At 69.6% G+C, this 20,145-nt stretch carries 20 protein-coding genes; 10 read left to right on the top strand and 10 right to left on the bottom strand.

Annotated features, from left to right (window positions below):
• Positions 1–19: 19 nt before the first annotated feature.
• The 6 genes from ACTMTI_RS09840 to ACTMTI_RS09815 are packed head-to-tail and all read left to right on the top strand — an operon-like array spanning position 20 to position 5,893.
• Complete coding sequence (locus ACTMTI_RS09840) at positions 20–991, top strand: STM4015 family protein (RefSeq protein ID WP_441119734.1); 972 nt, start codon at positions 20–22, stop codon at positions 989–991.
• Positions 991–1,962, top strand: a complete 972-nt coding sequence (locus ACTMTI_RS09835) for an STM4015 family protein (protein ID WP_441119733.1) — start codon at positions 991–993, stop codon at positions 1,960–1,962. The genes ACTMTI_RS09840 and ACTMTI_RS09835 overlap by 1 nt, the downstream gene beginning before the upstream one ends.
• Positions 1,959–3,020 (top strand): STM4014 family protein, encoded by a 1,062-nt coding sequence (locus tag ACTMTI_RS09830; RefSeq protein WP_441119732.1) that lies wholly within the window; start codon positions 1,959–1,961, stop codon positions 3,018–3,020. Before ACTMTI_RS09835 ends, ACTMTI_RS09830 begins: the two co-directional genes overlap by 4 nt.
• Before the next feature lie 5 nt (positions 3,021–3,025).
• Positions 3,026–3,811, top strand: coding sequence for an STM4013/SEN3800 family hydrolase (locus tag ACTMTI_RS09825; RefSeq protein ID WP_441119730.1), 786 nt, complete (start codon positions 3,026–3,028; stop codon positions 3,809–3,811).
• Positions 3,798–5,066, top strand: a complete 1,269-nt coding sequence (locus ACTMTI_RS09820) for an STM4012 family radical SAM protein (RefSeq protein WP_441119729.1) — start codon at positions 3,798–3,800, stop codon at positions 5,064–5,066. The genes ACTMTI_RS09825 and ACTMTI_RS09820 overlap by 14 nt, the downstream gene beginning before the upstream one ends.
• Positions 5,060–5,893 carry an STM4011 family radical SAM protein gene (locus tag ACTMTI_RS09815; RefSeq protein ID WP_441119727.1) on the top strand — a complete coding sequence of 278 codons (834 nt, stop codon included), beginning with the start codon at positions 5,060–5,062 and terminating at the stop codon, positions 5,891–5,893. Before ACTMTI_RS09820 ends, ACTMTI_RS09815 begins: the two co-directional genes overlap by 7 nt.
• On the opposite strand, the gene ACTMTI_RS09810 is transcribed toward ACTMTI_RS09815, so the two are convergent.
• The 5 genes from ACTMTI_RS09810 to ACTMTI_RS09790 form a co-directional block, all read right to left on the bottom strand.
• The gene (locus ACTMTI_RS09810; RefSeq protein WP_441119725.1) at positions 5,890–6,798 is read right to left on the bottom strand and encodes an aldo/keto reductase; all 909 of its coding nucleotides are present in this window, start codon (positions 6,796–6,798) and stop codon (positions 5,890–5,892) included. The genes ACTMTI_RS09815 and ACTMTI_RS09810 overlap by 4 nt on opposite strands.
• A gap of 491 nt (positions 6,799–7,289) precedes the next feature.
• A complete protein-coding gene (locus tag ACTMTI_RS09805) occupies positions 7,290–8,297 on the bottom strand; it encodes a CU044_5270 family protein (protein WP_441119724.1) in 1,008 nt (335 codons plus the stop codon).
• Positions 8,294–8,860 (bottom strand): RNA polymerase sigma factor, encoded by a 567-nt coding sequence (locus ACTMTI_RS09800; protein WP_441120280.1) that lies wholly within the window; start codon positions 8,858–8,860, stop codon positions 8,294–8,296. Before ACTMTI_RS09800 ends, ACTMTI_RS09805 begins: the two co-directional genes overlap by 4 nt.
• A gap of 166 nt (positions 8,861–9,026) precedes the next feature.
• Positions 9,027–10,181, bottom strand: a complete 1,155-nt coding sequence (locus ACTMTI_RS09795; RefSeq protein ID WP_441119723.1) for a DUF6745 domain-containing protein — start codon at positions 10,179–10,181, stop codon at positions 9,027–9,029.
• On the bottom strand, positions 10,181–10,477 hold the full coding sequence (locus ACTMTI_RS09790; protein ID WP_441119721.1) for a hypothetical protein: 297 nt from the start codon (positions 10,475–10,477) through the stop codon (positions 10,181–10,183). Before ACTMTI_RS09790 ends, ACTMTI_RS09795 begins: the two co-directional genes overlap by 1 nt.
• 363 nt (positions 10,478–10,840) lie before the next feature.
• On the opposite strand from ACTMTI_RS09790, the gene ACTMTI_RS09785 reads away from it, so the two are divergent.
• Complete coding sequence (locus ACTMTI_RS09785) at positions 10,841–11,041, top strand: hypothetical protein (protein WP_441119719.1); 201 nt, start codon at positions 10,841–10,843, stop codon at positions 11,039–11,041.
• A gap of 58 nt (positions 11,042–11,099) precedes the next feature.
• Positions 11,100–12,536, top strand: a complete 1,437-nt coding sequence (locus ACTMTI_RS09780; protein WP_441119718.1) for a three-helix bundle dimerization domain-containing protein — start codon at positions 11,100–11,102, stop codon at positions 12,534–12,536.
• Between the two features lie 28 nt (positions 12,537–12,564).
• Here ACTMTI_RS09780 and ACTMTI_RS09775 read toward each other — a convergent pair whose 3' ends face one another.
• The 3 genes from ACTMTI_RS09775 to ACTMTI_RS09765 form a co-directional block, all read right to left on the bottom strand.
• Entirely contained in the window at positions 12,565–12,690 is a 126-nt protein-coding gene (locus tag ACTMTI_RS09775; protein WP_441120279.1) for a CGNR zinc finger domain-containing protein, read from the bottom strand.
• 369 nt (positions 12,691–13,059) lie between these two features.
• Entirely contained in the window at positions 13,060–13,521 is a 462-nt protein-coding gene (locus ACTMTI_RS09770; RefSeq protein WP_441119717.1) for a hypothetical protein, read from the bottom strand.
• A 104-nt stretch (positions 13,522–13,625) separates the two neighbouring features.
• Positions 13,626–14,153: a CGNR zinc finger domain-containing protein gene (locus ACTMTI_RS09765; protein WP_441119716.1), complete on the bottom strand. Its 528-nt coding sequence runs from the start codon at positions 14,151–14,153 to the stop codon at positions 13,626–13,628.
• Between the two features lie 28 nt (positions 14,154–14,181).
• Between ACTMTI_RS09765 and ACTMTI_RS09760 the strand changes: the two genes are divergently transcribed.
• Positions 14,182–15,063: an arginase family protein gene (locus tag ACTMTI_RS09760; protein WP_441119714.1), complete on the top strand. Its 882-nt coding sequence runs from the start codon at positions 14,182–14,184 to the stop codon at positions 15,061–15,063.
• 60 nt (positions 15,064–15,123) lie between these two features.
• Here the strand turns inward: ACTMTI_RS09760 and ACTMTI_RS09755 are convergent, their stop codons facing one another.
• Positions 15,124–15,687: an ArsR/SmtB family transcription factor gene (locus ACTMTI_RS09755; protein WP_441119712.1), complete on the bottom strand. Its 564-nt coding sequence runs from the start codon at positions 15,685–15,687 to the stop codon at positions 15,124–15,126.
• 244 nt (positions 15,688–15,931) lie between these two features.
• Here ACTMTI_RS09755 and ACTMTI_RS09750 point away from each other — a divergent pair, with 244 nt between their 5' ends.
• Entirely contained in the window at positions 15,932–17,233 is a 1,302-nt protein-coding gene (locus ACTMTI_RS09750; RefSeq protein WP_441119710.1) for an alpha/beta hydrolase family protein, read from the top strand.
• 78 nt (positions 17,234–17,311) lie between these two features.
• Here the strand turns inward: ACTMTI_RS09750 and ACTMTI_RS09745 are convergent, their stop codons facing one another.
• Complete coding sequence (locus ACTMTI_RS09745; RefSeq protein ID WP_441119708.1) at positions 17,312–20,095, bottom strand: BTAD domain-containing putative transcriptional regulator; 2,784 nt, start codon at positions 20,093–20,095, stop codon at positions 17,312–17,314.
• Positions 20,096–20,145 lie beyond the last annotated feature (50 nt).

The following is a 20,145-nucleotide window of genomic DNA, read 5'->3' as shown; positions in this document are numbered from 1 at the left end:
CCCCGACCGAGGACTGTCCATGATCGAGTACGACTCGTACTTCGGCTACCAGCACCGCTACGCCGACAAATACGCCGGGCTGCCGGTGGTGCAGCTGACCTCGTCCCCCGGCGGGCCACCGCCCGACATCGGCGCGGTCGCGTGGCGGATCAGTGCGAGTTCGTGGCCCGACGACAGTCACGACAACATGGCCGACGCCTTCGACGCGTTCTTCGAGCTGGTCGACGCCTCTCAAGTCACCGCTGTCGTCATCGGCGAATGGGCGGACTGCTATACGGAGAGCTCCGCCGCCATCGTGGAGCGGCTGGCCCAGGAGGCGGCGCGGCTGCCCGCGCTGCGCTCGCTCTTCCTCGGCGCGATCAGCAGCGACTACTCCGAGATTTCATGGATCCAGCAGTCGGATATCACGCCGCTGCTGGAGGCGTACCCGCGACTCGAGCGCTTCGACGTGCGCGGCGGGGCGGGACTGCAACTGCGCCCGATACGACATGAATCGCTCAAGATGCTGCGGATCGAGACCGGCGGGCTCGACGGGTCGGTGACACGTGCCGTGGCCGGCAGCGACCTGCCCGCCCTGGAGCACCTGGAGCTGTGGCTCGGCGTCGGCGATTACGGCGGGACGACGATGATCTCCGACCTCGACCCCATCCTCCGGGGCGAGCGGCTGCCCGCGCTGCGCTACCTGGGACTGCAGGACAGCGAGCTGCAGGACGACATCGCCGCCGCCGTGGCGTCCGCGCCGGTCGTGGCCAGGCTGGAGACGCTCGCCTTGTCGATGGGCGCACTCACCGACCAGGGGGCCGAGGCGCTGCTCACCGGACAGCCCCTCACCCATCTGCGACGGCTCGACCTGCATCACCATTACCTCACCGACGAGATGATGCGGCGGCTGGCCGAGGCCCTGTCCGGCGTGGAGGTCGACCTGTCCGACCAGGTGAAGCCCGACGAGGACGACGACGAGGAATGGCGCTACGTGGCGGTGAGCGAGTGATGGACACCATGATCCACTACACCGAGCAGCCCAGCCACCGGGATACCTACTACGAGGAATACGCCGGGCTGCCCATTGCCCACGCGCCCTGGGACGAGGAGCTGGAACCGCAGCCGGAGGCCGGGTCGGTGGCGTGGCGGCTCACCGGGAACGAGTGGGACGACGACGCCCCCGACGAGATCGGCGAGACCCTCGACCGGTTCTTCGACAACGTGGACACCACGCAGGTCGCGGCCCTGGTCATCGGGCAATGGCAGGACTGCTACGACACCAGCTCCGAGCCCATCGTCGCGCGTCTCGCCCGCGATGCCGACCGCCTCCCCGGGCTGCGCTCGCTCTTCCTCGGCGCGATCTCGCCGGAGGAGTCTGAGATCTCCTGGATCCAGCAGTCCGACATCACGCCGCTGCTGCAGGCGTTCCCGAAGCTGGAACGCCTGGAAGTGCGTGGCGGCACCGGGCTGGACCTGCGGCCGGTGCGGCATGAGTCGCTGCGGATGCTGCGGTTCGAGACCGGCGGGCTGGCGGGCGACGCCGTACGCGGGGTCGCCGGCAGTGAGCTGCCCGCCCTGGAACTGCTGGAGCTGTGGTTCGGCGCCGACCACTACGGCGGCGACGCGACGGTCACCGACCTCGCCCCGATCATGAGCGGCGCGCGGCTGCCCACGCTGCGCCACCTGCGGCTGCAGAACTCCGAGTTCCAGGACGACATCGCCGCCGCCGTGGCCGCCGCGCCGATCGTGGCCAGGCTGGAGTCGCTCAGCCTGTCGATGGGCTCGCTCACCGACGCCGGGGCGGAGGCGCTGCTCAGCGGCCAGCCGCTCGCCCACCTGCGCCGGCTCGACCTCGACCACCACTACATGTCCGGCGAGATGATGGAGCGCGTGGCCAAGGCCCTGCCGGGGGTGGACGTCGTGCTGACCGATCGGCAGACACTCGACCGCTCCTGGCGGGTCGTGGCGGTGGCCGAGTGACGGTGCGCTTCGCCGTGGTGGGGTCTCCCGGGGACCGGCGGGTGACGATGTTCCGCGACGCCGTGGTCGCCGCGGGGCTGGCGGAGCCGTACATGATCTCCTGGCGGGATGTGCTGGCCGGGCGGGAGGTCGGCGCGCCCGAGGGCGCGTTGTTGCGGGTGGACTCGCCGGGAGAGGACGCGGAGACCGACGCGCTGCTGCGCGGTCCAGGGGATCCGGCGCGGGTCGGCGGGGGCGCGGCCTGGTACGCCGCGTTCACGGCCGGGCTGGAGCGGGTCGCCGCGATCCCCGGCGTCCGACTGCTCGCGGACATCCGGGAGATCGGGGTCATGTTCGACAAGCGGGCGTGCCACGCCGCGCTGACCGGTGCGGGAGTGCCGGTGCCGCCTGCCTTCGAGATCTTTTCGTACGCGGAGCTACGCGCGGAAATGACCCGCCGGGGCTGGGCCCGGGTGTTCGTCAAGCCCGCGCACGGCTCGTCGGCGTCCGGCGTGATCGCGCTCCAGGCGCACGGCGACCGCGTCCAAGCCGTCACTTCGGCGACCTGGGGAGCCGCGGGCGAGCTGTTCAACTCGCTCCGCGTGCGCACCTACACCACCGACGAAGAGGTGCGGCGGGTCGTGGACCTCCTGGCCGGCGACGGGTTGCATGTCGAGCGGTGGTTCCCTAAGGCCTCGGCCGGCGGGAGGGTGTTCGACCTGCGCGTCGTGACCGTGGCCGGGGTTCCAACGCACGCGGTGGTGCGGATGAGCCGGACCCCCATGACGAATCTGCATCTCGGCGGCCGGCGTGGGGATCTGGAGCTGGTGCGGTCGCGGGCGGCGCTCTGGGATCGGGTGCTCGAGGTCTGCGCGCAGGCGGCCGCGTGCTTTCCCGGCAGCCTTGCCACGGGGGTGGACGTCATGGTGGGGGCGGATTGGCGGTCGGTGGCGGTGGCGGAGGTGAACGCGTTCGGGGACCTGCTGCCTGGGTTGGGGGATATTTCGGGAAATGGGCGGGACACCTACGCCGAGCAGGTCCGCGCCGTCCTGGCCGGCGCGATGGCTGTGGGCGCCTGATGAACATGAACGACATCGTGGGCAGCCACGACATCCTTTTCGTCACGCTCGACACGCTGCGCTACGACGTCGCCGCCGAACTGGCCGACGCCGGGCTGCTGCGCCACCTGCTGCCGCCTGGCGTGTCGTGGGAGCGGCGGCACAGTCCGGGAAGCTTCACGTACGCCTCCCACGCGGCCATGTTCGCCGGGTTCCTGCCCACGCCGGTGACGCGGGGACCGCATCCGCGGCTGTTCGCGGCCACGTTCCCCGGTAGTGAGACCACGGCCGCGGGCACCTGGGTGTTCGACGCGCCCGACCTGCCCACCGGCCTGGCGCGGGCCGGCTACCACACGGTGTGCATCGGGGGCGTGGGCTTCTTCAACAAGCTGACCCCGCTCGGGTCGGCCCTGCCGGGTCTGTTCGCGGAGAGCCACTGGGAGCCGGAGTTCGGCGTGACGAACCCGGCGTCGCTGGAGCATCAGATCGGCCGGGCCGCCGAGGTGCGGGGCTGCGTGCGCCAGCCGGTGTTCCTGTTCGTCAACGTGTCGGCGTTGCACCAGCCGAACCACTTCTACCTGCCCGGCGCCACCGGCGACTCGCTGGAGAGCCACGCCGCGGCCCTGCGCTACGTGGACCGGCACATCGGGCGGCTCTACGGGCTCATGCGGCGTCCGTGTCTGGTGATCGTCTGCTCGGACCACGGCACGGCGTACGGCGAGGACGGGCACGTCGGGCACCGGATCGGCCACGAGGTGGTCTGGACGGTGCCCTATGCCGAATTCGTACTGGAGGATCATGCGGCCTTATGAGGGCTACGTCTACGCCTATCCGCACAAGACCGCGTACCGGCCGCTCGATCCGCGCCCGCCGCTGAAGGAGGTCTGGGCCGGGGAACGGCCGGGCGCGCTGTACGTGCACATCCCGTTCTGCGAGATGCGCTGCGGCTTCTGCAATTTGTTCACCCGCACCGGCGCCCCGGAGGAGCTGGTCACGGCCTACCTGGACACACTGGAATTCCAGGCCGTCCAGGTGCGCGACGCGCTGGAGGACACCGGTTTCACCACGGCGGCGTTCGGCGGCGGAACACCGACGTACCTCAGCGCCGGCGAGCTGACGCGGCTATTCGACCTGACCGAGCGCACGATGGGTGCCGACCTGGCACAGATCCCGCTGTCCGTGGAGACCTCCCCCGCCACCGCCACGCCCGACCGCCTGGCCGTCCTGGTCGAGCGGGGCACCTCGCGCGTCTCCATCGGAGTGCAGAGCTTCATCGACGCCGAGGCCCGTTCCGCCGTGCGCCCGCAGAAGCGGGCCGAGGTGGAAGCGGCGCTCGACGCGATCCGCGCGGCGGGCGTGCCGGTGCTCAACATCGACCTGATCTACGGCATCGACGGGCAGAGCGTCGACTCCTGGCTGTACTCCGTCGAGGCCGCGCTCGCGTGGAGGCCGGAGGAGCTGTACTTGTACCCGCTGTACGTCAGGCCGCTGACGGGGCTCGGCAAGCAGGGGCGGGCGTGGGACGACCAGCGGCTGGAGCTCTACCGGGCCGGGCGCGACCGCCTCCTGGCGGCGGGATACGAGCAGGTCTCGATGCGGATGTTCCGGCTGCCAGGGTCGTCGGAGACGTCCACCGGCTACTGCTGCCAGACCGACGGCATGGTGGGGCTCGGCTGCGGTGCCCGGTCGTACACCAGCAAGCTGCACTACTCCTTCGAATACGCCGTGGAGGCGCGGCACGTGCGCTCGATCATCGACGACTACGTGGCCGGGGAGGAGTTCGACGTGGCCAACGTGGGGTTCACGCTCTCGCTCGACGAGCGCAAGCGGCGGCATCTCATCCAGTCGCTGCTGCAGGCGGAGGGGCTGTCGCGGGAGCTCTACCTGGACCGGTTCGGCACCGACGTGCTGGCCGACTTCCCGCTGGAGCCTTTTGCGGCCTGGCTCCAGGTGGATCCCGGGACAGTCCGGCTCACGGCCGAGGGGCTGGCCTATTCGGACGCGATCGGGCCAGCGTTGTTCTCACCGGAGGTCAGGCGGCTCATGGACGGGTACGCGCCGTGCTGACCATCCTCTTCCGCGGCCCGCTCGCGAGCTGTGACTACGACTGCGCCTACTGCCCGTTCGCCAAGCGGCGCGACACGCCGGAGCAGTTGCGGGCAGACCGGGCGGCGCTGGAGCGGTTCGTGAAGTGGGCGGCCTCACGGGAATTCGAGCTGTCGATCCTGTTCACGCCATGGGGCGAGGGGCTGGTCAGGTCGTGGTACCGGCGGGCGCTCGTGGAGCTGTCCTGGCTGCCGAACGTCGCCAGGGTCGCCATCCAGACGAATCTGAGCTGCCGTACCGACTGGCTGACCGAGACGTCGGACCGAGCCGCGCTGTGGGTGACGTACCACCCGACGCAGGTCGCTTACGACCGGTTCCTCGGCAAGATCCGCTCCCTCCCGGTACGGCACAGCGTCGGCGTCGTCGGCGACCCCGCGCACCTGGCGGACGCTCGGCGGCTCAGGGCGGATCTGCCCGCTTCGACGTACCTGTGGGTGAACGCCGAGGAGGGCCGCCTCTATACCGACGCCGAGGCGGCCGAATGGTCGCAGATCGACCCTCTGTTCTCCTACAGCCGGTTCGCGCACCCCAGCGCAGGGCTGCCGTGCCGCACAGGGGACAGCGTGATCTCGGTGAGCGGGGACGGCACGGTCCGCCGCTGCCACTTCATCCCGGAGGTGCTGGGCAACCTGTACGACGGCTCGTACCGCCCGGCGTTGCGGCCGCGGCCCTGCCCCGCCACGACCTGCGACTGCCATATCGGATATGTCCACCTGGAACCGCTGGGTCTCTACGACATCTTCGCCGGCGGCATCCTGGAGCGCATCCCCACGGTCTGGCCTCTTTAGGGACTGCGCAAATACAGGTACGAGAGGAGTGCCATCTCGTCATCCGAGAGCCGCAGCGCGCCGGCGGCCACGTTGGCAGCCAGGTGATCCGGGTTGCCGGTGCCGGGGATGGCCAGCACGTGTGGCCCCTGGTGGAGGGTCCACGCCAGCCGGACTTGCGCCGGCGTCACATCGTGTGCGCGTGCCACGGCGAGCACTGTCTCGTCATCGGTCTCGCTCGCGCCTGCCTCGCGCCCGGCACCGGCGATCGCGAAGAATGGCACGAAGGCGACGCCCTGCTCGCCACAGGCTCGCAGGAATTCCTGCTCCTCGGCTGACGCGCCGACGCCGTAGGCGTTCTGCACGCAGACCACTGGGGCGATGGCCTGGGCCTCAGCCAGATGCTCGGGCGTGGCGTTGGATATCCCCAGGTGGCGTATGAGCCCGGCATCGCGCAGGTCAGCCAACGCGCCGAAATGTTCGGCGATCGAGCTGCCTTTCCGGCTTGGGGGGACGCGCAGGTTCACGACATCCAGGTGGTCACGGCCCAACTGGCGCAGGTTCTCCTCGACCTGGCCGCGCAACTGCTCTGGCGTGGCCCACCACCACTTACCCGACGGGTCCCGCCCCGGCCACACTTTGGTAGCGATGACCAGGTCGTCCGGGTACGGCGCCAGCGCCCGGTTGATGAGCTCGTTGGCCGAGCGCAGCGACGAGAAGTAGAACGCGGCAGTGTCGATGTGATTGACGCCCAGCTCGACCGCGCGCCGGACCACCTTGATCGACCGTTCCCGGTCGCTCGGCGTGCCCAGGTCGAAGGCGGCACTGCCCGTGAGGCGCATCGCCCCGAACCCGATGCGATTGACCATCCGGTCACCAAGCATCCAGGTGCCCGCGGCCGCCACGGCGTTGGTGTGTGTGGTCATGCGTTGCCACGCTCCCCCGGGATGACGAACGAGGCCCAGACGTCGAGTGGCAGTTCCGGTCGGCCCGGTACAGGCCTGCGTTCCTCGGTCCAAGGGCGGTCGGCGACCTCCAAGCGGCATTCGCTGCCGGCCACTGGGCGCACACGTATGTCTGGCATGAATCTCCTTCGTTGAGAAAGACGGATGGCGAGGCCGCATGTCCAGGTCACTGGTCAGGGGCTCCACCTGCACCGGGGGGCACGGCCCGGCCCGGGGCATGAAAAAAGCCTCCTCGGCGGATGGGATCCACGCCAAGGAGGCCTAAGTTGTGGAGATCATATCAAATTCCCGCGGTCGAGGTCCCAGCTTTCCGGCCACTTCGCGATGAGCAACCGGAGAAGCGGTGGTAGCGACTGCCATCCCTCCCCCGTTTCAAGCGTGCCCTCAGGCCTTTCCCCTCTCGGGAATCGCTCGTCGTGCACAACACCGTAGTAGGCATCGGCTGAGGGCGGTTACGGCTTCTGTCCGGCCTGGTCGACGACGCCCACGGCGGTGCGGGTGGACATCATCCAGACCGTCCCCTTCTGGATGGTCCACTCCACGCGAGGGGGCATCGGAACGCGCTTGCCGTCCTTGATGGTGAACGCCTTGACACCCGGCCGCGGAACTCGCTCCTCGTGATCCACGGCCGCGGTCTCGCGACGGCCCCGGAACGCGTACGTCGCCGGGTCCAGCAGGATCTCGAAGTTGCGCCAGCCGTCAACGACACGAGAGACCGACAGCGCAGGACGGCCCTCGACGTCCACCGCCGACTCGTTCACCTTCACGCTGGGGATCTTGGTCATCGCCTGGAAGATGGCGGCCTCGAGGGCCGGAGGGACGATATTCGCCTGGAGGGTCACGGCGAACCGCTCGAAGATCCAGTCGTCCTGGTCCGCGCCCCTCATGGAGTAGATCTTGCGGAATCTGGCCAGCAGTTTGTCGGGATCGGTGGGCAGCGCGACCAGTATGGCGTAGGTGTTCTCCGGCGACCGCTCTCCGGGGTTGGAGGTCATGAGCTTGCCGTTCACCTTGTAGGCGACCCGCTTGCCGTCGGCTCGCGCCCAGAACTCATGGACCATGCTCTTCAGCGGCGTCTGCGGGGTGAGCTGTTCGACCTTGCGTCCCTTGTAGTTGTGGCCCTGTATGCGCAGCTCAGTGTAGATCCACTGATCGTCGCGCGGCGGCGGGAAGTCCTTCTGTACTGTCGCCACCATAGTCGGGGGCATTGCCTGCGCGCTGGCGGCGGGGTGCGTCGGCTCTGTCCGGCCCACGGTCTGCACCAGGGTCGCGCTCGTCGCGATCACCACCACCGACGCGGCCACCGACGCGGCCACGGTAAGCCTTCGCCCCAGCCACCTAGGCTTGGGGCGGCGTCCGGCGGCTCGCGCCAGGAGTGCGGCCCTGGCCGCCGACTGCGCAGCCGGCGAAGGAGGCTCCGGTCGATCCCAGGCCTCGCGCAGCGTCTCGACGTCCTTCATGATCCGTCCTCTCCGAGTGCGGCCTGGATCCTCTTGCGGGCCCTGTGCAGCCGTGAGCGTGCCGTCCCCGCCGGGATGCCCAGTGCCCTGCCCGCCTCCTCTGAGGTGAGCTCGGCCCAGGCGACCAGGAGCAGCACGTCCCTGTCGCCGTCGGCAATCTCGGCCAGGGCTTGGGCGAGCCGTAATTTGCGCGCGACCGCGTCCACCACTCCCGCGACCCGATCGGCGTGGTCCTCCGCGAGATCCTCCGTGCCCGCCTTGGCCAGCGCGCGGTATTGGCGCACCTCGGCGCGGTGGTGCCGGGCGATCAGATTGGAAGCTATGCCGTACAGCCAGGGCCTCGCGTCGGTGCGGGCGACGTCGTAACCGATGCGCTTGTCGAAAGCGATCAGGAACGTCTCCGCGGCGACATCGTCGGCCAAGCTGCTGCCCAGCCTGCGTGCGGCGTAGCCGTGGATCTCCGGGTAGTAGCGGTCGAAGATGGCGGCGAAGCGCTCCGGCTCCCGCCAGGACTGCTCGATGATCATGGCGTCCCTGGCTTGCGCAGGCAGCGCCCGTGTCATCGCGGTCACCTCTCGGTCCTTGGGTTCACTCCTCTCCTTCGCCGATCGACCCGAGAGTGTTCACGACCGTGCGGTCACTCATGCGATCGAGTCTCCTCTGACCGCATGGTCCGCGACGCCGTCGCTGCCGAGCTCGACGAGGCCGGCAGCTGTGAGCAGCAGGACCTCAGGTCTCACGCTCGGGCTGGTAGTCCTGCTCCTCGACGCCGAACGTCCACGCGACTCCCTGCCTGGCCCGCTGCACCCACGGCGGCACCCGCAGGAAGTAGGTGCGGCGGGTGCCGTCGGGTTCGGGCGTGGAGTTGACGACCTCCACCATGACGATCGGCTCGTCGTCGGGCAGGTCGATGCGCCACAGAACACCGGTCTCGTCGCGGTGCAGGGGCTTCGCGCCGGATTCGGCAAGGTAGCGGTCGAAGCCGAAGTGCTCCAGCATGACGCGGCGCAGCTCGGCGTTGTCCTCGTTGCGGATCCGCTCCGGCGTGAGCCCGCGCATCGCGGCCCCGAAGTCGGCCGGAACAGGCATGCCATGCCAGGCGTGCAGGGCGAACCCGTCGGCGTAGGCCATGGCGGGCCCATCCGCGCGATGCAGCCGCCCAAGGTCGTCGAGGTGCAGCTCGACGGGCCGTTCGGTGACGATCGCCACCCGCTCGTACGGCCACCACCAGCCCGCGCACCCGGCCACCCGCTTGAGCCCGTCGAGCCCCTTGAACGCCGACAGCCACGGCGCGTCATGCTGGCCCAGCACCGCGTCGAGCGTCACCTGACGGTGGGTCTCGCCGCCGAGGTCGGCGATGGCCCGCCGGATGCCGGTGACGAGCCGGTCAACCTGCGGCCAGAGCCGCCCGCCCGTCTCATCCCACAACGCCGCCCACCCGACCGGCCCGAGCTCGGCGTAGGCCGCCGCCCTGGCCTGCTCCCACGGCGCCGTACGGATCGCGTCCCGCACCGACCGCCCAGGCTCACCGACCCCCCGCAAAGCCTTGAACAGCGGCTCCCCGCCCGCTGTCTGGAGTCCAGGCGGCTCGGCAGTCGGACGCATCTCACGCCCACGCCCACCCAGCCCCGGCGCCTCCGCCCCGAACGCGGGCGCCTCGTCCTGCCCCTGCACCCTCGGCCCGGCCTTCTCCAACTGCAGGCGCCGGGAGACGTCGCCGGTGAGCCAGGCCGCCGCGACGGCTCCCGCCGCCGGGGAGGCCAGCACGACCACATGCTCGGGCGCGTCCAGCCCGGCCTCACGGTACGCCTGTCGCACCGCCGATCCGGGGTCACCACCCGGACCGGTGGCGCGGGCGATCCGTTCCCAGGTCAAGGTCTCCATCAGTCGGCCACCACCCGGTAGGAGCCCGGCACGTATTCACGCTGCCGGATCACGCGATACCAGCCCTTCGGCAGCGAGATCGCCTCGTGCTCCTCGTGCACGAGCCTGCCGCCCTCGGGCAGGTGCAGGAAGCCGCCGGAGAGAGTGCCGGGGCCGGGGATCGCGTGGCAGTGCCCGGTAGCTTCGCCGTACGCCAGCACCAGACGCCCGCGGGCGTCCCGGGGCTCCGGCCGCAGTGTGCGCGGCGCGGACTCCTCCGGCACCGGCATGATCAGGATGTCGCCCTGTCGATACATCGACCAACCTCCATCATCGGGGGGATGATCGAAAGCTAGCCACCCCGACCGACAATTCCTGGATCGCTCCCTATCGCCGCGGTGGATCGCCATCGCCGCCCTAGCGCTGCCGGCCGGTGGCGAGCACGACCTGGGCGTGGGGGAAGGTTCCCTCCGATGCGCTGCTGCCCGGCAGCCACGTAGAGCCTTCGGAACCAGCCGCCTGCGCGCGTACTTTGCGCCGGACGGGTCTCCCCAAGGACGGGACCGCGGCCGCACCGAGGGTGACGGCCGGGCGGCGCAAGGCAGGTTGCCCTCGCACCGCAGTAGAGGAGCCGGCCTGTCGCGGCGGGATATACAGCAGCCCGTTCACGGGTCAGCTTCATGAACAAACGCAAACACTCACGCCTCTTTTTTGAACAAAAACCCGGCGAATGGTTAACAAACGATTTCGAGGCACCCGGTCGGATCGCCATCGCCTGCGAGTTTGATTATGAGGTTGACTCGGTTATCGACGCGGCCGAAAACCCCTATAAGGTTGGGCCCGGCGCGTGGGCAGGCATGGCAGCTTGCCGCGATATCTGACCAATGCTAGGCCGAGGAGATACTGGTGAGTGTCGATACCCTCCGCGAGGAACAGGCGATGCGCCGGGCGGCCGATCACTTGGTCCAGGTCTTCGCCGGCACCCACCCTGCCGAATACGTCGAGGATGTGCTGGGGACGGTCCATCGCCGCTTCGACGGCCGTCCCGTCAGGGACTTCGTCCCCATCCTGGTCGAACGCATCGCCCGCGGGGAGTTGACGGCGAAAGCGGCGGCCGAGGCCGCTGCGCCATCAGAGGCGCCCGCCGACGTTCAGCCGGAGACCGCCACGGCCACCCATCCCGCGGCAACGGCGAAAACGGCGCCGGGCACCACCGCCGACACGCTTGATTCATCTGGACGTCATTCTCCGGAAATCGATCGGCCATTACGAATGTGGCCTCCGCGAATTCGCAGCAAGGGATTTCTGTCGCTGATCCTGGTTGTTGCGGTTGCCGTGGTCGCCGCCGTGGTGGTCGTGAACATCAGGCAGGAGGAGCCCCCGCCCCCGCCCCCGCCCCCGCTCACGATCGTGCGCGGTGTGATCGGCTCCGAGAAGAAAGCGTTCTTCGAGGATCCACGTGTGTTGAAGGCCCTCGCCGATAAGGGAGTGAAGGTCGACGTCGAACCGGCGGGCTCACGCCAGATCGCTACCTCGATCGACCTCGGACGGTACGACTTCGCGTTCCCGTCGAGCGCACCGGCGGGCGAGTTGATCCAGCGCCAGCGTCGGATCAGCACGAAGTACACACCGTTCTCCTCCCCGATGGCGATCGCGACGTTCCAGCCGATCGCCGACCTGCTGACCAAGGCAGGCGTCGTGAAGAAGGGGCCCGTCCCGACCTTCAACGTCGGCCGCTACCTCGAGCTGGTCACCACGGACACCAAATGGGACCAGCTCACGGACAACACCGTCTATCCCGTCAACAAGAACATCCTGGTCTCCACGACGGACCCTCGCACGTCGAATTCCGCGGCCATGTATCTGGCGATCGCCAGCTATGTCGCGAACGGCAGCACGATCGTGCATGGCGCCAGCGCCGAGAAAGATGTGCTGCCCCTGGTGACCCAGCTCTTCACCAGCCAGGGCTACACCGACAACACCTCCGAGGGCCCGTTCAATGAATACCTCACGGTGGGCATGGGCCCGACACCGATGGTCTGGATTTACGAGGCGCAGTTCATCGACGCCGCCACGCGAGGGCGAATCAAGCCCGGGATGGTGCTGATGTACCCATCACCGACCGTGCTGTCCAAGCACACGCTGGTGCCGCTCAACGCGTCCGGCGACCGCGTCGGACGCCTGCTGAGCACCGACCCGGAGCTGCAAAGGCTCGCCGCCGAGCACGGGTTCCGTTCGGGCGACACCGCCGGGTTCGCCAAGGTCGCCGCAGATCACAACGTGCCCGTCGCGACCGATCTCATCGATGTGGTCGACATCCCTTCCTACGACACCCTTGAACACCTCCTCGACGGAGTCGCCAAGTCGTACGGCTAGCCCGCGCCGTCAAGCGCGAGCCGCTGCCTCACCGGTGACGAGCTCGGGAGGCGGCGGCGTGGGCGCGGTTGGCGCAGCGGGTCGAGCAGAATTGGCGGCGTCCCGGGCGGCTGCCATCGACGAAGGCGTCCTGGCATGGTCGGACCGCGCACAGGCGCAGGCACTCCCAGTCGCCCGAGGCGTCGAGGTCGATCAGCTCGGCGACGACGGTACGGCGAGGCGTTCGGCCAGCGCGGCTCCCTCGGGCGCGGCGAGCCGTAGTCGCGGCGCCCCCGAGCCCGCCATGGCCAGCGCGTGGTGCCAGCAGTCGCGCCCTGAAAGACTGTCACGATCCCTAGGGAGCCCTTGAGCGGGCGCTGGCGGCAATCCACATGTCGCGGATCGCTGGTGATGGCCACCCACGCCCGATCGAGGTTTTCCGGTGCCTGGGCAAGCAGGTGTTTCCAACCTTCGGCGGCACGTCGGTCGGCGAAGCGAACACGCCACGGCTTGGGCCGGGGAACATCGTCTCCTCGGCCCGCCATCAGGAGTCGCCTGCCGGACGGGCAACCTCCGGTCCATCGCCGGAGAAGGGGCCCTGCAGCTCACGAGCAAGTTGCGGATCGCTCCAGATCACCGCTGTGGAACGCCACGAGGTCAGAGACCTCCCGAAGGGCAGCAGCTCTCCCGTGTCCGCCCCCGCGATCAGGTGGCTGAGCAGCTCCCGTACGCACTCATGGCGTTCGGCGTCGGGCAACCAGGTGAGCCAGGGAAGCTCCTCAGCAAGGACCTCCTCCGCGAGGGCACTGTTGCGGCGAGCCACTATGGCGAGCGCACGGGCGGCGATTCGCAGGCTGGCCGCCCCCGCCTCGAATCTCTCGGCGCGCATCAGGATGAGGTTCTCATCATCGCGTCGTTCGAGGATGACGTCGGCATTGTCCAGCGTGGGCAACACCTCCGAAGGACCTCTGAGGAACGCGCTGTACGGGAAGCTCTTCGTCACCATGGCCTGTAGTCTATCTGAAGTAGTTCAGATAAGCCTCTTGGTTCATCGCGGTCGCACCGCAGCAGCTCGCGAAATGGCCTGGATGTCGAGTCGCATCCGCGTTGTCACCGATGGCGGGCGCGGGAGGCGGCGGCGTGGGCGCGGTTGGCGCAGCGGGTCGAGCAGAATTGGCGGCGTCCCGGGCGGCTGCCATCGACGAAGGCGTCCTGGCATGGTCGGGCCGCGCACAGGCGCAGGCGTTCCCACTCGCCCGAGGCGGCTAGGTCGAGCAACTCGGCGACGGATCGTACGGCGAGGCGATCGGCCAGGGCGGCTCCCTCCGGTGCGGCGAGCCGTAGTCGCGGCGCCCCATCGGACTCCTCCACGACCGCCCGCACCGGCAGTTCGGTGACCCAGCCGGCCAGGGTGCGTGTCCGCTCAGGCGGATCGCAGGCCAGCACGGCACGCAGCCGCCCCCGCACCGCCCGGACCGCATCGAGATCGCCTCCCGCACTCTCCTCGGTTTCGCCCGACTCGCGGCAGAAACGATCCAACGCCGCCGCGTCCGGCAGCCGTTCGGGATCGTCCAGGTATTCGTCCCATGTGTTGGCCAGGTCGATCGCCACGAGCCCCGTCTCCGCGAACTGGCGCATTCACCCTCCCCTTGCTACCGTCACGAGTATGAGCATAATAACCCCTGACAGAGATCTAACGCTCCTCGACGCTCCTTCCAACCTCGGCCTGCGCCCGCCGGCTCCCGGCACCGTTCCCGGCTGCTACAAGGCCCCCTGGGCACTGCGGAACGCCGGCCTCGTCCAGCGCCTCGATGCGAAGGACGCGGGCGCCCTCGTGCCGCCCCGCTACGTTGCCACCTGGAAGCCCGGCGACGGCGTGCGCAACGGCCCCGCGATCGCCGCCTACGCCCGCAGGCTTTCCGGGAAGGTGACCGAGATCAGGGCGGCGGGCGGGTTCCCCGTGCTGCTCGGCGGTGACTGCTCGATCCTGCTCGGCCCGGCGGTGGCCCTGCGCAAGGCCGGGCGGTACGGGCTTGCGTACGTGGACGCGCACTCCGACTTCCGGCACCTCGGCAACTCCCCGCACGTCGGCTCGGCGGCCGGGGAGGACCTGGCCTTGGTGACCGGGCGCGGTGACGACTACCTCACCGACATCGACGGGCTGCGACCGTACGTCAGGGACGAGGATGTGATCGTGCTCGGTGTCCGGGATGAGGAGGATTTGCGGGATTTTTCGGATAGTGGAGTGGCCTTCATCCCCGGCACCGACATCGACCTCGATCGAGCCAAAGAGGTGCTGGTCCGGGACGAACTTGACGGGTTCTGGATTCATGTGGACGCCGACGTTCTCGACCCGTCCGTGCTGCCCGCCGTCGACTCCCCCACTCCAGGCGGGCTCGACGCCGCCCAGCTCACCGAGCTGCTGCGAGGGCTGCTCGCCCTCCCTGGAGCGGCCGGTCTCGAGGTGACGATCCTGGATCCGGATCTGGACGAGGACGGCAGCCAGGCGGCCCTGCTCGCCGACATCCTCGTTCAGGCGCTCGCCTAGGGCATCACGCAGGGGCGGACGGGAACCCGCGCCCGGCACAAACCTCGATTCGCGGGCGAGCTAGTCCTCGTCTGCCGGGAGGGTGAAGAAGCGGACGTACAGGGGGCGGGCGTCCGGCGGAGCATCGTCTGCCGGGTGGCTGTATTTCAGGAGCAGGGCGATGTACTCGTCGTAGAACTCACTCAGCTCCTGCTTGGTCATGCGGGCCAGGCCTCGCGAACCCCTCGCCCAGTCGGGGTCGGCGCGGTAGGCGGCAGGGAAGCGCTCCATCAGGGCACGGTCCTCTTCGAAGCCGATCCGGTGGAATTCGGCCAGGACCGGGCGGTCTTCCGGGGCGAGCTCATCAGGGGTTGGGGCGCGCATGTCCCGGGGAAAGTCGGCGCGGCGCCACCATCGTTCCCGGCCTGACGAGCGTTCGGGGATCTCCTCGATGAAGCCGTACTTCTCCAGCTGGCGCAGGTGGTAGCTGGTGGTGCCGGTCTTGGCGCCGAGCAGTTCGCCGAGGGTGGTCGAGGTCGCCGGGCCGTGCACGTTGAGGTGGGTCAGCATGCGGCGGCGCATGGGGTGGGCCAGGGCCTTGAGCCTACCTGGGTCATGGAGCACGAACGGCTCATCCTCCTTCATGAGGATCAGGCTAGTCCTAGAGAACGAAATCTGCAGACGTCTCTTTGCCGACATCTCTCTGCAGACTAGTGTCGGCGATATGCGACTCATCCTGACAGGCATCAGCGCCGCTCTCTTGGCTCTCAGCCCTCCCGTAGCCGCCGCTGCCTCTGTGGCCTCGGTCCCGCCGCTCACATCGACCCTGGCGAGCGCGGAGGTTGGGCTGGGGCCGCCTGCCCTGCCCGCCGATCTAGTGGCGGAGGAGGTGAGCTTTCAAGGGAGCGGAGGGCTGGTGCTGCGGGGCAGCGTGATCAGCCCCGTACGCGCTGCTGCAGGGCGAGCCGGGATCGTGCTGGTACATGGGGCCGGGACCGGGACACCACGGGAGAAGTTGCTGGGTGAGGCCGTCGCCTTTGCCCGGCAGGGGCTCTCCGTGCTGATCTACGACAAGCGGTCCGAAGGGTATTCGCTGTTCAAGAGGTCCTACTCGCAACTGGCCGACGACGCGCTGGGGGCCATCGGGGCGCTTCGGGGCCGGCCGGGGATTGATCCGGGGAAAGTCGGCATCTGGGGGCTCAGTGAAGGCGGGTGGGTGGCGCCTCTCGCGGCTTCCCGGTCCAAGGACATCGCGTTCGTGGTGCTTGTCGGCGCCAATGCGGTGCAGCCGCTACGGCAGCAGGCCTGGGCGGTGGCCGCCGGGTTGCGGAAGGCGGGGGTCGACGGGTCGATCGTCGGGCGGGCCGAGCCGAACCTGTACCGGGTGATCGCGGACGGAGGGATGTTTCCCGAGCCCTACTACGATCCCGAGCCGGTCCTCGGGCGGGTACGGCAGCCCGTGCTGGGAATCTGGGGGGTTCATGATCTGCTGACGCCGCCGCGGGAAACGCCGCCGCTGCTCGCCGCAGCCCTGGAAAAGGGGGGCAACAGGGCGTACACCTTCCGGTTCTTCGCCGATGCCGACCACGCCGCTCATCAGACGCCCGACGGCGGGGTCACGCGGTTGCCCGAGCTCGCCCCCGGCTACTCGGAGCTGCTGGGGAGCTGGGTGGACAGCGTGACATCGGGTCGGGCTCCTGCGGCACGGATTTCGGGGCCCGCACCGGTGCAGGCGGATGACTCTGTGGGCGTGCCGCCCACCGAATGGTGGGAGTCGGCGGTCGTTCAGCTGGTGGCTCTGATGGTGTTCCTGATGGCGTTCGGGGGGTATCCGATGGTCGCCCTGATCCGGCGGGTCCGGGGCCGGCGGTCGGCGGTGGAGGTCGTCAAGGCTGCTCGGGTGGTCAGCGCCGGGGGGCTGGCGGTGGTGGCCGGGGGGTTCTCGTATCTGTTCTATCTGGTGATGACCGGAGGGAAGCTGGCCATGCCCGGGCCTGTGCTGGCGGGCAGGCCGGTGGTGTGGTTGGCGCTGCAGGCGCTCGCCGTGGTGACCGTGGTGGCGACCGTCATGACAGGAGTGCGATGGCGACGGGTCGCCGCAAGGGGAGAGAAGGTACGACTGAGCGTCCTGATGGCGGGCGGCGTGGTGTTCCTGCCTTGGGCGTTGTACTGGGGGTTGCTGGTTCCTTAGCGATTGATCGGGGGTCCCCACCTTGGAGGCTCTCTACGAGTTCGCCGCAGCGTCACTACACGGCATTGCAGCTGGTCCCTACAGCATGTTCCTGATCGGTCCCGGCATATCCGGAACGGGCTGCTCGAGCAGCTCGTCCACGTCCGCGCGGGTCAGGAGGCGCGTCTCCAGGAGGGTCGCGAAGCAGTTGCGCCAGCCCTGCCGAGCCTCGGCGTGCCGTCCCAGGGCGTGCAGGGTCTGGCCGGACCACCAGGCGGTCACGGCGTAGCCGATGCGGTATCCGGCTTCGCGCAGGAGCGCCAGCGCCACCTGGTAGGTGTCGGCCGCCTCGGCGAGATGTCCGGCATGCATGTAGGCGCGGGCCAGGGCCTCGCGGGACACCCCCTCCCCATACAGGATGCCGATGCCGCTCCACTCCACGATGGCCATCCTCGCCTGCGCTATGGCCTCCTCGAACCGGCCCTGCCGGTAGAGCACGTGCACGCGGTTGTTGAGGATGGCGCCTCGCGCGTAGCGGTCGTCGGTCTCCTCGGCGATGTCCAGGGCCCGTGCCAGGTTGGCGACGGCGAGGTCGAGCCGCCCGAGCATGGTGTAGACGACGCCGAGTTTGTTCAAGGTCGCCATCCTCCGGTGCGGCAGGGCGGTCTTGTCCCAGCACGCCACTGCCCGTTCCAGGTGGTCGATCGCCTGTTCGTAGCGTCCCTGGTCGCGGTAGACCCAGCCCAGGTAGCTCTCCTCCTGCGCCTGGCCGGCCCAGTCTCCGCACCGCGCGGCCACCTCGACCGCGTTCCGGTGGACGTCGGCCAAGTGCGTGACCCAGCCTCGGTAGTTGAACGGCCAGTGCAGCCCGATCGCCAGTCCTATGGCGGTGTCCGGATCGGCGGCCTCGGCTGCCTGGCGGGCCGCGGCGAGGAGGTTGTCACGCTCGGCCTCGGTCCATTCGCCGGCCTCCCGCGCGCTGGCGAGCGCGAGACCGGGCTGCTCCGCCTCGTACGCGGGCTCCTGCATCTGGACGTGCACGAGCCGTGTGGCGGTGTTGACCGTGGCCAGGTAATGGTGGAGCCCGCGGCGGAGCGCGGGCGCGCGTTCGGGCTCTGACAGCTCGCAGGCGGCCTGTTCCCTGGCGTACAGGCGGATGAGGTCGTGGAAGCGGAATTGGCCGTGGCCTGCGGCTTCCAGGAGCCGGGCGCCGCGGAGCCGTTCGAGGGCCGCCTCTGCCCGTGCCTCGGGCCAGTCGGCCAGAGCGGCCGCCGCGGCCGGGGTGTGGGTCGGCGTGTCGAGCAGGCCGAGGAGCGGGAGGAGGTGCGCGGCGTCGTGGCCGCTGGGCTCCTCGCGCAGGTGCCGGTGGCTGACCGCGATGCTGGCGCGTACGGCCAGGTCGGCGTATTGCAGGGTGTCCAGACGCCGGGCCGCGTCGGCGAGGCGGGCGGCGAGGTCGGCCAGTTGCCAGTCGGGCCGCGCGGCGAGGCGGGCGCCGGCGATCCGGATGGCCAGGGGGAAGCCGCTGCACAGCTCGGCGATCTTCGCGGCGGCCTCCGGCTCGCGCTGGACGCGGCCCGGGCCCGCGATCCTGGCGAGCAGCGTGACGGCATCGCTGTCGCCGAGCCCGGTCAGATGCAGGGAGCGGGCGTTGTCGAGCGTGGTCAGGGCATCGCGGCTGGTGATGATCACCCGGCAGCCCGCGCCTGCCGGGATGAGCGGCCGCACCTGGTGGGCGTCGAGCGCGTTGTCGAGGATGACGAGCAGGTTGCTCGCCGCAGTGAGGGACCGGTAGCGGGCGATCGCCCCTTCGAGGTCGGCCGGTACGGCGGAGCCGTCCAGCCCCAGCGAACGCAGCAAGTGGCCCAGGGCGTCGAGTACCGGCAGCGGCTGCAGTCCCGGAGTCGCGCCGTTCAGGTTGACGTAGATGACGCCATCGCGGAACCGTCCGGCCATCACGTGCGCGACGTGGACGGCGAGCGCCGACTTGCCCACGCCGCCGGGCCCGTCGACCACGGCCACGCCCGCACCCACCACCGCTTCCCGCAGCCGGCCCACCTCCTCATGCCGGGCGGTGAACGACCGGGTATCGGCGGGCAGTTCGGCGGGGACGATCGTGCTGGACTGCGCCGGAGTGGTGAGCTCGAGCACGGGATCTCTGGTGAGGATGGCATGCTGCAGCCGGCGCAGCCGCGTGCCCGGCTCGACGCCGAGCTCCGCCATCATGAGGGTGCGGCCCTCCTGATAGACCGCGAGCGCTTCGGACGGCCTGGCCGCGCGGTAGAGCGCCAGCATCAACTGGACGCGCGCGCCCTCCCGCAGGGGGTGAGCCTGGACGTGCGGGATGAGGTCGGCTACCGCCGCATGGTGATCCCCCGCGGCCAGGCGCAGGTCGATGTGATCCTCGAAGACGGCCAGGCGCTCTTCCTCCAGGCGGCTGGACTCGATCTGCGCCCATGAGTCGACCAGCTCGGTCAGGGCGCGCCCCCGCCACAGGGCCAGCGCCCGCCGGAACAGCTCGTCGGCCGTACCCGGCTCGCGGCGGTTGCGCGCCATCCGCGCCCGGCCGGCCAGCAGCGTGAAGCTGTGCGCGTCGACCTGCTCACGGGGCAGGTCCAGCAGATAGCCGCCGGGCACGGTCGCGATGATCTCGGGGGTGAGTACGTAACGCAGCTTCGACACCACGATGTGGAGCTGCTTGCCGGCCGTGGCCGCCGAGGTCTGCCCCCAGACGTCGGCGACGAGCTGACGCGCGGTGACGGGCCGGCCGGCGTCCAGCGCCAGCCGCGTCAGAACGGCGATACGGCGACGGCCCGCCAGCCGTACCGGTTGCCCGCCCGCCTTGATCTCCCAGGGCCCGAGGAACCCGATCTCCAGTGTCATCAGGGAAAAATTGTAGGAAGGGGCGGTATATCGCCGGTATGTTCCCGGAA

Origin of the sequence: Nonomuraea sp. H19 (genome assembly GCF_052068215.1) — a bacterium.
Classification (GTDB): domain Bacteria; phylum Actinomycetota; class Actinomycetes; order Streptosporangiales; family Streptosporangiaceae; genus Nonomuraea.
This window is presented reverse-complemented; position numbering and strand designations above follow the sequence as displayed.

What these genes read in the sequence shown, in the direction of transcription:
- ACTMTI_RS09780 (WP_441119718.1), top strand. Translation starts at nt 11,100, where the DNA reads ATGCGCCGGGCGGCCGATCACTTGGTCCAGGTCTTCGCCGGCACCCAC.
- ACTMTI_RS09760 (WP_441119714.1), top strand. Translation starts at nt 14,182, where the DNA reads ATGAGCATAATAACCCCTGACAGAGATCTAACGCTCCTCGACGCTCCT.
- ACTMTI_RS09785 (WP_441119719.1), top strand. Translation starts at nt 10,841, where the DNA reads ATGAACAAACGCAAACACTCACGCCTCTTTTTTGAACAAAAACCCGGC.
- ACTMTI_RS09810 (WP_441119725.1), bottom strand. Translation starts at nt 6,798, where the DNA reads ATGACCACACACACCAACGCCGTGGCGGCCGCGGGCACCTGGATGCTT.
- ACTMTI_RS09820 (WP_441119729.1), top strand. Translation starts at nt 3,798, where the DNA reads ATGCGGCCTTATGAGGGCTACGTCTACGCCTATCCGCACAAGACCGCG.
- ACTMTI_RS09835 (WP_441119733.1), top strand. Translation starts at nt 991, where the DNA reads ATGGACACCATGATCCACTACACCGAGCAGCCCAGCCACCGGGATACC.
- ACTMTI_RS09805 (WP_441119724.1), bottom strand. Translation starts at nt 8,297, where the DNA reads ATGAAGGACGTCGAGACGCTGCGCGAGGCCTGGGATCGACCGGAGCCT.
- ACTMTI_RS09840 (WP_441119734.1), top strand. Translation starts at nt 20, where the DNA reads ATGATCGAGTACGACTCGTACTTCGGCTACCAGCACCGCTACGCCGAC.
- ACTMTI_RS09765 (WP_441119716.1), bottom strand. Translation starts at nt 14,153, where the DNA reads ATGCGCCAGTTCGCGGAGACGGGGCTCGTGGCGATCGACCTGGCCAAC.
- ACTMTI_RS09770 (WP_441119717.1), bottom strand. Translation starts at nt 13,521, where the DNA reads ATGGTGACGAAGAGCTTCCCGTACAGCGCGTTCCTCAGAGGTCCTTCG.
- ACTMTI_RS09800 (WP_441120280.1), bottom strand. Translation starts at nt 8,860, where the DNA reads ATGACACGGGCGCTGCCTGCGCAAGCCAGGGACGCCATGATCATCGAG.
- ACTMTI_RS09745 (WP_441119708.1), bottom strand. Translation starts at nt 20,095, where the DNA reads ATGACACTGGAGATCGGGTTCCTCGGGCCCTGGGAGATCAAGGCGGGC.
- ACTMTI_RS09755 (WP_441119712.1), bottom strand. Translation starts at nt 15,687, where the DNA reads ATGAAGGAGGATGAGCCGTTCGTGCTCCATGACCCAGGTAGGCTCAAG.
- ACTMTI_RS09825 (WP_441119730.1), top strand. Translation starts at nt 3,026, where the DNA reads ATGAACGACATCGTGGGCAGCCACGACATCCTTTTCGTCACGCTCGAC.
- ACTMTI_RS09790 (WP_441119721.1), bottom strand. Translation starts at nt 10,477, where the DNA reads ATGTATCGACAGGGCGACATCCTGATCATGCCGGTGCCGGAGGAGTCC.
- ACTMTI_RS09795 (WP_441119723.1), bottom strand. Translation starts at nt 10,181, where the DNA reads ATGGAGACCTTGACCTGGGAACGGATCGCCCGCGCCACCGGTCCGGGT.